Here is an 11,061-nt window from a genome sequence, read left to right as displayed (position 1 = left end):
GTGGGCGGCCCCGCGACACCATCTACAGCAGGCCCAGCGCGGTCGCTTCGTAGACGGCTTCGCCGCGCGAGTGCACGGCCAGTTTTTTATAGATGTTCTTGACGTGGCGCGCCACGGTGTGCGGCGAGATGCCGTACATGTCGCCGATCTCGTTGAAGCTCAGGCCCTTGGCCAGCGCGCGCAGCATTTCGATCTCGCGCTCGGTCACCAGGGGGCGCTCGGCCGGCCCCTGGGGCAAGGCCGGCGCCGCCCCGGGCGCGGCGGCGGCCTTGCCGAGGCGTTGCAGGATCTTGCGGGCGATCACCGGGCTGACCGGCGCGCCGCCCTCGCGCAGCACGCGGACGCAGTCGAGGATCGCGGCCGGGGCGCTGTCCTTGAGCAGATAGCCGGTGGCGCCGGCCTCGATGCTGGCGATAACGTGGGCGTCGTCGCCGAACACGGTGACCACCACCACGTCGCAGCCGGGGTGGCGTTGCAGGGCGTGGCGGATCAGTTCGACGCCGTCCATGTCGGGCAGGCCCAGGTCGATCAGGTAGAGGTCGGCGCGGGCGCGCTCGATCAGCGCCATGCCGTCGCGGCCGTTGCTGGCCACGCCGAGCAAGCTCAGGCCGTCGCTGGCCTCGACCACGGCGCTGAAGTGGCGCAGGAATTCCAGGTTGTCTTCAATGATTGCGATCGTGGTTGGCATGGTTCTCGGCAATGTTGAAGCGTATGAAGCATGGTAGCCGATGCCACGCACTGTGCGCAATGGCAGCGCCGGCGCGCCGCCGGCCCGGCAGATGGCTCGGCAGCCGGCCCAGCAGCCGGCTCAGCAGATGGCGAAGCGCAGGCGGCGCGTGCTGGGCTCAGGCGCGGCCGGGCTGGCCACCGCCTGGCCGGCGACGAACAGGCGCAATTCGCCCGGCGCGAAGGCCTGCCAGGGCTCGTCGCTGGTCAGCGGCGCGGTGGCGATGACGGCGATGCGGTCGTCCAGATGGTTGTGCTGGCGGAAGTCGATGCTCAGGTCGCAGTCGATCAGTCGCGCCACCGAGAAGGGATAGGCGCGCAGCACATAGTGCAGGCTGGTCGAGCAGTGGGCGAACATCAGCGCGCCGTTCGAGAGGAGGAAGTTGAAGCTGCCGTGGGCGGCGACGGCGCCGGCCAGTTCGAGCAGCGCGGCGTACAGCAGGTGGCGCGCCGGCTGGCCGTGCGGGAAACGTTGCAGCAGGCCCGACAGCAGGTGGCAGAAGGCCTTCTCGCTGTCGGTGTCGCCGGCCGGATGGTAGGCGCCGGGCGGCGGGGCGAACTGGCCGAGGTCGCCGTTGTGGGCGAACGACCAGGTCTGCCCCCACAGCCTGCGGGCGAAGGGGTGGCTGTTCTCCAGCGCGACGCGGCCCTGGGTGGCCTTGCGGATGTGGGCGACGATGTTGCGCGCCTTGATCGGCTGGCGCTTCAGTTCGGCGGCCAGCGGCGAGTCGATCGAGGCCAGGTGGTCGGTGATCAGGCGGCAGCCGGTGTCGGTGTGGAAGGCGATGCCCCAGCCGTCCTTGTGCTCGCCGGTGCGGCCGCCGCGCTCGGCGAAGCCGGCGAAGGAGAAGCCGAGCGCGGCTGGTTTGCTGCTGTTCATTGCGAGGAGTTGGCACATGGCGGGGCGGTGGCGGACTGTCGATGTCCGACGATAGACCGGTGCCGGCGTGGCGGGAAGGAAGTTTTTGGCATATGCATATTCCTGCCGCTGCGGCGCCATCCTTATGCACGCCGCGTATATGGATGGCCGAAACGATTCCTTCGTTTTTGCCGCCGCCGGCCGTAGTCTGTGCTTCCCAGCGCCAGCTCACAAGATCGTCATGGCGTGCCGACCAAGGAGTCCGTCGATGTCCCAGCCCGCTCAACCCGCACAACCCGCTCAAACCACTCAAACCGCTCAACCGGCGGCCACACCATCCACCGCGCCGCCGGTCGCGCCGGTGCTTTCCCATCCGGTGTCCTATCCGGTGCTGCAGCACTACCTGGCCCGGCTGTCCGGCGCCGGCGGCGCCACCTCGTCGATCTGGCTTGACGCCGACGGCAAGGCGCAGGGACGCTTCTTCAACTGCACCATGGGCAGCGCCTTCCAGCCGATCCGCCAGCTCGACGCGGCGGCCGGCCCGGCCTTGGCCTACGAGGGCCTGGCGCGCGGCGTGGCCGTGGCCGACCAGGGGCTGTCGCTGTGGAAGCTGCTCGACCATGCCGCCAGCGACGACGAGTCGATCGAGCTGGATCGGTTGTGCCGCATGCTGCACGCGATCAATTTCTTCCGCCAGTTGCAGGCGCCGGCCGCCGGGCAGGAGCCGGCCGACTTGTATTTGAACGTGCACGACCGCCTGCTCAGCGCCGTCAGCAGCAACCACGGCCACGCCTTCCAGCGCATCCTGGCCGCGCTGGGCCTGCCGATCGAGCGCATCGTGCTGCAACTGCCGCAGGTGACGCCGCAACAGGGTTGGTTGCTGCAGTACGTGGCCGACAACTATCGCCGCAACGGCTTCCGCTTCGCCGTCAACGCTTCGGGGCCGGTCGAGGCGCTGGACTTGCTGGCGCGGCTCAGGCCGGACGTGCTCAAGCTCGACGCCCGCCTGCTCGGCCAGGCCGACCAGCCCGGTTTACTGCGGCTGGCGCAAACCTGCCATGCGCAGGGCATCCGGTTGGTGTTCAAGCGGCTGGAGGCGAGCACGGCGCTGGCGCTGCTGCGCTGGCTGGCGGTGGCGGCGGGCGTGCCGGTGCTGGCCCAGGGTTATCTGCTCGACGCACCGGACGCGCTGCTGTTGAGCGGCAGGGAGCGCGCGGCGGCGTGACGGCGGCGTGATGGCGCGGCGCGGTCGGCGGCGCCGCCGCAGGTGAATTTTTCCGCGTGGGGTTTTTCAATTCCCCCACCTATAGGCTATAGTGAGAACATTGTCTCAATGGAAGCATTATGGTATCGCGTAGAAATTTTCTTCAACATGGCCTGGGCTTGAGCGCGCTCGGCATGCTGGCCACGCCGCTGATCGGCTGCGCCGCCCGCAGCGCCCACGGCGGCGCCGATAGCGCGGCCGTCCACACCGCCAGCAAAACCGGCGCCCATGCGGCCAAGGCGGCGAAGCCGGCCACCTTGCTGGCGCAGGCGCCGAGTTCGGCCGAACCGACCGATCTGGCGCCACCACCTGACATCTTCGACGCCCAGGCGCTGGACTTGGAGTTCTGGCTCAAGCCGCGCGTGCTCAGCGTGACGCGGCCGGCCAGCGGCGAGAAGGCGAAGATCTTGTATTGGAAGGACGGCGAGGTGATCGATTCGGCCTACCAGGAGCTGTGCCATTTGATGCGCGACGTCAACGGCAAGGAAACCGCGCCTATCGATCCCAAGTTGTTCGAAACGCTGTGGGGCACCCAGGCCTTCGTGGCGCGCTACGGCATGGACCATCCGCTGGAGATCCTGTCCGGCTACCGCACGCCGAACTCGAACAAGAAGCTGATCGAGGCCGGCGTGCCGGCGGCGCGCCAGTCGCTGCACATCACCGGGCGGGCGGCGGACATCCGCATCCCCAACCTGAACGCCGAAGTGCTGGGCGGCCTGGTGCGCAGCTTCCGTCAAGGCGGGGTGGGTTTCTACTACCGCGAGGGACCGCGCGGCGGCTGGATCCACGCCGATACCGGACTCAAACGCACCTGGAAGGGTTGAGCGGCGCCGCCGGCCGAGGGCCAGCCGGACGCAACGCTGGCCGACGCGCGCTCAGCCGTAATGGTAGGGCGGCAGCGGCACCGCGTCCTCGCTGGCATTGCGGTACTTCAGCATATTGGTTTGGACCGGCGGCCGGCGCGGAAGTTGCCGGCGCGCCGATGCGCGCCGTCACGGCGGCGGCAAAAATTTCTGCGTCTGCAAGATCGGCTAAACTAACGCTTTGGTCCGTAGCCACGGGCCGGTAGACCCCAGAAAGTCAGGATGAACATGCAGGACGCAGTAGACAATCAGCCGGAGCCAGTCGTGCCGCCGCGCTTCCGCCCGGTGCCGTGGAGCGCGCTGGAGAACGCCGGCGACGTCGAGTTGTGGATCGAGGAGCACAACCGCTGCATGCAGGACAATATCGGCAAGAACGAGAGCGGCTACGGCGTCTGCTTCACCTTGGCCGAGGGCGGCGACATCTTCATGCAAACCAGCGCCGACGGCGCCGTCATCCTTGATCTGACGGCCGAGGCCGACTGGGTGGCGCCGCTGATCATGGCGGCGGCCCAGGTCGAGGCGCCGGCCGGCGCGATGTGGCTGCTGCCCGACGATAAATTGATCCAGCTGATGATAGGCTTGAGCAGCCTGATCGCCAGTTCGACGCTGGTGGTGGGCCATCATTTCGGCCGGCGCCGGCGCCAGCCCGGCTACCCCCGCTAACCCCGGCGGCAGCGCCGCCGTTTTCCCCCATTCGACACAGGAACGTCATGCCCATCGCCATTTCCCTTCCCCGTTCGCCCCGCCGCCGTTGGCTGGCCGCCGTGCCGCTGGCCCTGCTGCTTGGCGCCGCCGCCGTGGCGGCTCCGGCGCCGGCCGCCGCCGACCTGCTGGCCGCCGTCAAGGCGCGCGGCACGCTGAGGGTCGCGCTGGAGGGCACCTATCCACCGTTCAACTACAAAGACCAGAAGAGCGGCCAGTTGGCCGGCTACGACGTCGACGTCGCCAAATTGCTGGCGGCCAAGCTGGGCGTCAAGCCCGAGTTCGTCAGCAGCGAATGGGCCGGCATCCTGGCCGGGCTGTCGGGCGGCAAGTACGACGTGATCATCTCCCAGGTCGGCATCAACCCCAAGCGCGAGCAGACCTTCGATTTCTCCACGCCGTATATCTACTCGTCGCCGCAATTGATCGTGCGCAAGAGCGAGGCGGCCAGCTATCCCAGCCTGGAAGCCTTGAAGGGCAAGAAGCTCGGCGTCGGCCAGGGCAGCGTCTACGAGCAGCAGGCCAAGGCGGTCGGCGGCATCGAGGTGCGCGGCTATCCGGCCGCCGCCGAGACGATGCAGGACCTGGCCGTCGGCCGGATCGACGCGGCGCTCAACGACAGCCTGATGGCGGCCTATCTGCTGAAGGCCTCGAACCTGCCGATCAAGGCCGGGGCGCGGGTCGGCCAGGTCGAGCGCATGGGCATCCCCTTCCAGAAGGGCAATCCGCAGTTCAAGGCGGCGTTGAACCAGGCGCTGGACCAGCTGCGCGCCGATGGCAGCTTGAAGGCGGTCTCGCTGAAGTGGTTCGGCAGCGACGTCACCACGGCGCCCTAGCATGGAGTTGTTCGCGCTGCTGAGCGAGGCGGCGCCGGTGATGCTCAAGGGCGCCGGCTACACGCTGCTGTTCGCGCTGGCGGCGATGCTGGGCGGCTTGCTGCTGGGTTTCCCCACGGCGATCCTGCGCATCCTGCCGTGGCGCCTGGCGCGCTGGCCGGCCACGCTGTACGTCAGCCTGATGCGCGGCACGCCGCTGCTGGTGCAAATGTTCGTCATCTACTACGGCCTGCCCAGCGTCGGCATTGAATTCTCGCCCGTCACGGCGGGCATCCTGGCGCTCAGCCTGAACGCCGGCGCCTTCCTGTCGGAAAGCCTGCGCGGCGCCATCGAGGGCGTCGGCCGCGGCCAGTGGGCGGCCGGTTACAGCCTGGGCCTGGGCTACCCGGCCACCCTGCGCCATGTCGTGCTGCCGCAGGCGCTGCGGCTGGCGCTGCCATCGATGGGCAACACCCTGATCAGCCTGATCAAGGACACCTCGCTGGTGTCGGTGATCACCATGACCGAGCTGATGCTGTCGACCAAGGAAGTGATCGCCACCACCTTCCGGCCGCTGCCGCTGTACCTGGCGGCGGCCGCCATCTATTGGCTGCTCAGCCTGGCCTTCGAGGCGCTGCAGCGGCGCGCCGAACGGCGCCTGAACCGGCCGCACCGCTGAGGCCGGCGCGGCTGTGGCGGAAAAGGCCGCCGCGCCGCCGCGGGACCATCGACAGCGCCGGGCTTAGATGCTAGTCTAGACTTGCCAGCATTCTCTTTTGCACGATTTTGCCAGCGCGATGGCCGCGGCCGGCGCAGAGAGGTCATATGGACGACGATCAACCGGTGGCGAGCAGCTTGTCCAAACGCAAGCGGACGCCCTTGACGGCCGGCTTGGCCGGCCTGGCCGACGCCTCGTCCGTGCAGGCCTACCACGCCATGATGGCGGTCGGCGTCGGCAGCGGCGCGCTGGCGCCGCAGTCCAGCATCGAGGCCGCCCTGACGCCCGAGCGCCTGCGCCTGGAGCAGGAGCAGGGCCTGTTCAACGACGTCTACCTGCTGGCGCCGGTCGGCTACTTCGTGCTCGGCTTCGACACCACGATATTGCAGATCAACCTGGTCGGCGCCGACCTGCTCGGCGTGGCGCGCCACAATCCCCAGCAGATGCATTTCCGTTCCTTCATCTGCGCCCGCTTCCTCGACGACTTCGACCGCTTCGTCCGGCGCGCCCTCAACAGCAAGGAGGTCGAGCGCTGCGACCTGCAGATGACGCGGGCGCGCCACGAGCAGGGCTTCGCGGTCACCCTGCGCGCCAGCGCCGACGGCAGCGGCCAGGCTTTCCGCGTGGTGCTCGAACTGGCCGAGGGCAAGCTGGCCGCCCTGGAGCGCAGCGAGGAGCGCTTCCGCCGCATCGTCCACAACGCCGAGGAGGGCATCTGGGAGATCGACGCCGAGTCGCGCACCACCTTCGTCAACCCGAAGATGGCGCAGATGCTCGGCTACGGCATCGAGCAGATGCTCGAGCAGCCGCTGACCGCCTTCATGGACGCCGAGGGCTGCGCCATCCTCGAGCGCAACATCGTCCGCCGCCAGCACGGCATCGCCGAGCGCCACGAGTTCAAGTTCCTGCGCCGCGACGGCAGCGAGCTGTGGGCCACGCTGGCGACCAATCCGATCTTCGACCCCGACGGCGCCTACCTGGGGGCGCTGGCGCTGGTCAGCGACATCACGGCGCGGCGCGAGTCGTCCGAGCTGATGTGGCAGCAGGCCAATTTCGACACCTTGACCGGCCTGCCCAACCGCCACATGTTCCAGGACCGGCTGCGCCAGGAGATCAAGAAGGCGCGGCGCGAGGGCCTGTTCCTGGCGCTGCTGTTCATCGACCTGGACGGTTTCAAACAGGTCAACGACCGGCTCGGCCACGACGGCGGCGACAGCCTGCTGGTCGAGGCGGCGCGCCGCATCGGCGGCTGCGTGCGCGCCTCGGACACCCTGGCGCGGCTGGGCGGCGACGAATTCACCATCATCCTGTCCGGCCTCGACCACGTCTCCAGCGTCGAGCGCATCGCGCAGAACATCCTCGACAACCTGAGCCGTCCGTTCGCGCTGGACGGCGACAGCGGCCAGGTCTCGGCCAGCGTCGGCATCGCGCTCTACCCGTCCGACGCCAGCGACCCGGAGGCGCTGCTGCGCCACGCCGACCAGGCGATGTACGCGGCCAAGAACGGCGGGCGCAACCGCTACAGCTACTTCACCCCCGACCTGCAACTGGCCGCCCAGGCCCGCCTGCAGGTGGCGCTCGACCTGCGCCTGGCGCTGGCCGAGCGCCAGTTCGAGCTCTATTATCAGCCCATCGTCAACCTGCGCACCGGCGGCATCTCCCGCGCCGAGGCGCTGCTGCGCTGGCGCCATCCGCAGCGCGGCCTGCTCAGTCCGGTCGACTTCCTGCCCTTCGCCGAGTCGAGCGGCCTGATCGTCGAGATCGGCGACTGGGCGTTCCGCCAGGCGGCCGCGCAGGTGCGCCAGTGGCAGGGCGGCCTCGACCCGGGCTTCCAGGTCAGCGTCAACCTGTCGCCGGTGCAGTTGCGCGGCGACGCCGCCTTGTGCCAGGGTTGGCTCGAGCATGTCGCCGCGCTGGGCCTGCCGCCGCGCAGCATCGTCATCGAGCTCGCCGAGGGCATCCTGCTCGACGAGGCCGCCCCGGTCGTCGAGCGGCTGCGCGCCTTGCGCGCCATGGGCCTGCAGGTGGCGCTGGACGACTTCGGCACCGGCTACTCCTCGCTGGCCCACCTGAAGCGCTTCGACATCGATTTCCTGAAGATCGACCGCAGTTTCGTGCAGGACCTGGTCAACGACTCGGGCGACCTGGCGCTGTGCGAGGCGATCATCGTGATGGCCCACAAGCTGGGCCTGCAGGTGGTGGCGGAGGGGGTGGAGACGGCGGCGCAGTGCGCCCTGTTGATGGCGGCCGGTTGCGACTTCGCGCAGGGTTATGTGTTCGCCAAACCGATGCCGGCGGCGGCGCTGGATGCGCTGGCGCGGCAGGGCGTGGCGGCGCTGCCCGGCGGCTGAGGCCGGGCGGGGCGGCGACGCCGGCTTAGCGCAGGCCGAGCAGGGAGATGACGCGCTCGCGGCTGATGCCGACCAGGGCCGAGGTCAACGACAGCAGCGACTGGTAGCCGGACTGGTTGGTGGTGGTGACGAAATTCTGCGCCACCTGGTCCATCGCCGGCGCGCCGTCGACCGGCGCGCCGGCCTGGGCCCGGCTGCCGGCCTGGCTCAGCGCGTTGCTGACCGAGGCCATCGCCTGTTCGACCTGGGCCAGCGCCTGCACCACCTGCTGCAGGGTTTGGCGCAGCGCCTCGAGGTCCGAGGTGTTCCAGCTGTCCGGGTCGATGCTGGCCGCCTCCGGCTCGGTCTTGACGCGGTTCATCTGCCCGGTCGGGAAGCGGATGCCGCTGCCCTGCACGGCGAAGCTGTCGCGCACGCCGGCCCAGGAGTCTTCCGGGGTGGCGAATTCCAGCGCGCCGTCGTCGTTGACGCTGGCGCGCACGCCGAGCGGCGCCAGGGCGTCGTCGAAGCGTTGTGCGATCTCGGCGTCGCTCAGGCCGGGCTCCAGGCTGACCGAGCGCACCCCCTGGGCGGCGCTGCCGACGGCGATGCTGAGCACCTCGCGGTTGCCGTGGCGCAGGCCGGCCAGGGTCATGCCGCGCACCGTGAAGCGTTGCACGGCGCCCTTGCGGCTGTAGGCGAGGCGGGCGTCGAGCGTGCCGCCGGAGGTTTGTTGGCGTTGTTTCCAGGTGCTGCCGAACTGGCGCACGCGCGCCTCGATGGTGCCGTCGCGCACCTGGCGGTCGGCCAGTTTGGCGCTCAGGTCCGACTTCAGCGCGCGCAACTGGGCCGCGCTTTGTTCGAGGAAGTCGAGGGCCTGCTGGGCGCCGGCGACGTCGCCCTGCGGCGGCCGGTCCCAGTTGCTCAGGCCGCGTCGCAGCGGCGCGGGGGCGCTCGGCGTCGGCGTCACCGGGGTGGCGGTGGCGGCGTTCTGGCCGGCCAGCCCCAGCGCGGTGCCGTCGGCCGCGACGGCGTTGCTGGTGTTGCCCTGCGGCATGCTGGCGGGGACGGTCGAGGGAGCGATTTGCATGATGGTCAGAGCACGTTGAACAGCGACAGCCCGCTGACTTTGGCGTAGGCCTTGTAGGAGGCCTCCAGGGCCAGGTTGTAGCCGCCCAGCTCGGTGGCGGCCTCGGCGTAGTCGAGCTTGCCCAACTGGATCAGCGCGACACCGTTCGACAGGCTGACGTTGGTGTGGTTGTCGTTCAGCGTGGCCAGGATGTTCTGCGCGCCGCCGAAATCGGCGATCTTGCTGGAGATGGCGCCCAGCGCGACGTCGGAGCCGTCCAAACTGGCCGTCAGCGCGGCGCGCAGGCTGGGCGTCGACGCCGTGATGCCCGGCGCGGACAATTCCGCGATGGCGGTGTCGAGCTGGTTCAGATAGGTATCGAGGCCGGACACGTCGACATTGGCGGTCTGGTTGATGCCGTTGCCGACCACCACTTTCTGTTGGTTGGTGTTGCCGCTGAAGGTGTAGCGCGCGCCGACGGGGGCGCTGGCGTCGAAGCTGATCGCGTCGGTGTTGGTCGCCGTGCCGGAGAAGATGAAGCGACCCTCCTGGTCCTTGACGTTGGCGCTGTAGAACAGCGAGTCGCGGATCGAGGTGAAGGAGTTGACCATGGCGCCCAGGTCGGCGCCGGTGTTGCTGCCGTCCAGGCCCCAGACCATCAGGTCGCGGGCGCTGTTGATGTCCTTGGTCATGCTGCTCAAGTAGGTCTCGTTCTTTTGCAGGCGGATCTGCACGGCGCCGATGTTGGCGCGGTACTGGCCGATGATGGCCTCCTCGCGGTTCAGGCGCGAGATGCGCACGCTGGTGACCGGATCGTCGGACGGCAGTTGCAGCTTGTTGCCTGACGCCATTAGGTCGGTCTGGCGGGCGGAACCCTCCTGGTTGAGGTTCAGGCCGCGCAGCATGGTCGATTGAAACTGGTTGGTGGCGATGCGCATGGTGTGCTCCTTAACCGAACATTTGCAGGGTGGCGTCGAACAGGGAGTTGGCGACCGCCACCGCCTTCATGTTGGCCTGGTACATTCTCTGGTACTCGATCAGGCTGACCGCCTCCTCGTCCTCGTTGACCCCGCTGGTCGACTTCCAGTCGTCCTCGGCCTGTTGGCGGATGGTGGTGGCGGTGTTCAGTAGGGCTTTGTTTTGCTGGCTGTCGATGGCCAGCTTGCCGACCAACTGGGTGTCGGCGTCGCCCAGCAGCACGGTGCCGACCGAGGCCAGCGTCACGTTCTGGCCCTTGATGGCGATCAGCAACTGCAGGTTGCGGCTGTCGCCGGGGGTGCCGTCGGCCGAGAAGGCCAGGTCGTTGGCCTTGATGCCGCTGGCGATCTGTAGCAGGCCGGTGGCGCTGGTCGGGTTGAACACCAGCAGGTCGACGCCGGGCTGGCCGTTGGCGTCGATGCCTAGGCGCAGTTGGTCGTTGATCTTGGTCGACATCTGCTCGGCGATGTCGGAGATCGACTTTTGCAGCGGCAGCAGGGTGTTGAGCTGGAAGTCGCCCAAGCCGCCGAGCTGGCCGCCCAGCTTGGAATCGTCCAGCGTGAAGCTGGTGGTGGCGAAGGTCAGTTTGAGCGTGGGGGTGGTCATGGTGGCGTCGAAGGCCAGCGTGCCGGCCAGGCTGCCGTCGACCAATGGCTGGCCGCCTTTCAGCGAGACGCTGCGGCTGCCGTCGGGTTTCTCGTTGACCTCGATCGCCACCATCGAGGCCAGCTTGTCGA

The 11,061-nt window shown here is 68.8% G+C and carries 11 protein-coding genes; 6 read left to right on the top strand and 5 right to left on the bottom strand.

What is annotated here, in order from left to right; all coding sequences use genetic code 11:
- Positions 1-22: 22 nt before the first annotated feature.
- Both H7U20_RS10985 and H7U20_RS10980 read right to left on the bottom strand, forming a co-directional pair.
- Positions 23-688 carry a response regulator gene (locus H7U20_RS10985; protein WP_199759182.1) on the bottom strand — a complete coding sequence of 222 codons (666 nt, stop codon included), beginning with the start codon at positions 686-688 and terminating at the stop codon, positions 23-25.
- A gap of 120 nt (positions 689-808) precedes the next feature.
- Positions 809-1,624: a class II glutamine amidotransferase gene (locus tag H7U20_RS10980; RefSeq protein ID WP_199759181.1), complete on the bottom strand. Its 816-nt coding sequence runs from the start codon at positions 1,622-1,624 to the stop codon at positions 809-811.
- A 337-nt stretch (positions 1,625-1,961) separates the two neighbouring features.
- Here H7U20_RS10980 and H7U20_RS10975 point away from each other — a divergent pair, with 337 nt between their 5' ends.
- The 6 genes from H7U20_RS10975 (at position 1,962) to H7U20_RS10950 (ending at position 8,298) form a co-directional block, all read left to right on the top strand.
- Complete coding sequence (locus H7U20_RS10975; protein WP_199759207.1) at positions 1,962-2,810, top strand: EAL domain-containing protein; 849 nt, start codon at positions 1,962-1,964, stop codon at positions 2,808-2,810.
- A gap of 119 nt (positions 2,811-2,929) precedes the next feature.
- Positions 2,930-3,673, top strand: a complete 744-nt coding sequence (locus H7U20_RS10970; RefSeq protein ID WP_233410660.1) for a DUF882 domain-containing protein — start codon at positions 2,930-2,932, stop codon at positions 3,671-3,673.
- Between the two features lie 267 nt (positions 3,674-3,940).
- Positions 3,941-4,375: a hypothetical protein gene (locus H7U20_RS10965; protein ID WP_199759180.1), complete on the top strand. Its 435-nt coding sequence runs from the start codon at positions 3,941-3,943 to the stop codon at positions 4,373-4,375.
- A gap of 47 nt (positions 4,376-4,422) precedes the next feature.
- Complete coding sequence (locus H7U20_RS10960) at positions 4,423-5,250, top strand: transporter substrate-binding domain-containing protein (RefSeq protein ID WP_199759179.1); 828 nt, start codon at positions 4,423-4,425, stop codon at positions 5,248-5,250.
- 1 nt (position 5,251) lies between these two features.
- The gene (locus H7U20_RS10955) at positions 5,252-5,908 is read left to right on the top strand and encodes an amino acid ABC transporter permease (RefSeq protein WP_199759178.1); all 657 of its coding nucleotides are present in this window, start codon (positions 5,252-5,254) and stop codon (positions 5,906-5,908) included.
- A gap of 146 nt (positions 5,909-6,054) precedes the next feature.
- Positions 6,055-8,298 (top strand): putative bifunctional diguanylate cyclase/phosphodiesterase, encoded by a 2,244-nt coding sequence (locus H7U20_RS10950; protein WP_233410659.1) that lies wholly within the window; start codon positions 6,055-6,057, stop codon positions 8,296-8,298.
- Between the two features lie 25 nt (positions 8,299-8,323).
- On the opposite strand, the gene H7U20_RS10945 is transcribed toward H7U20_RS10950, so the two are convergent.
- The 3 genes from H7U20_RS10945 to H7U20_RS30195 all read right to left on the bottom strand — a co-directional run.
- Positions 8,324-9,367, bottom strand: coding sequence for a hypothetical protein (locus tag H7U20_RS10945; RefSeq protein WP_199759177.1), 1,044 nt, complete (start codon positions 9,365-9,367; stop codon positions 8,324-8,326).
- 5 nt (positions 9,368-9,372) lie between these two features.
- The gene (gene flgL / locus H7U20_RS10940) at positions 9,373-10,284 is read right to left on the bottom strand and encodes a flagellar hook-associated protein FlgL (RefSeq protein WP_199759176.1); all 912 of its coding nucleotides are present in this window, start codon (positions 10,282-10,284) and stop codon (positions 9,373-9,375) included.
- Positions 10,285-10,294: 10 nt separating this feature from the next.
- Positions 10,295-11,061: FlgK family flagellar hook-associated protein (locus H7U20_RS30195; protein WP_304621721.1), on the bottom strand; the 767-nt coding region annotated here is incomplete at its 5' end.

The sequence above is a fragment of the Rugamonas violacea genome (assembly GCF_016461825.1).
GTDB lineage: Bacteria > Pseudomonadota > Gammaproteobacteria > Burkholderiales > Burkholderiaceae_D > Rugamonas.
The sequence above is the reverse complement of the archived record's forward strand: the minus strand, read 5'-3'. Positions and strand labels throughout refer to the sequence as shown.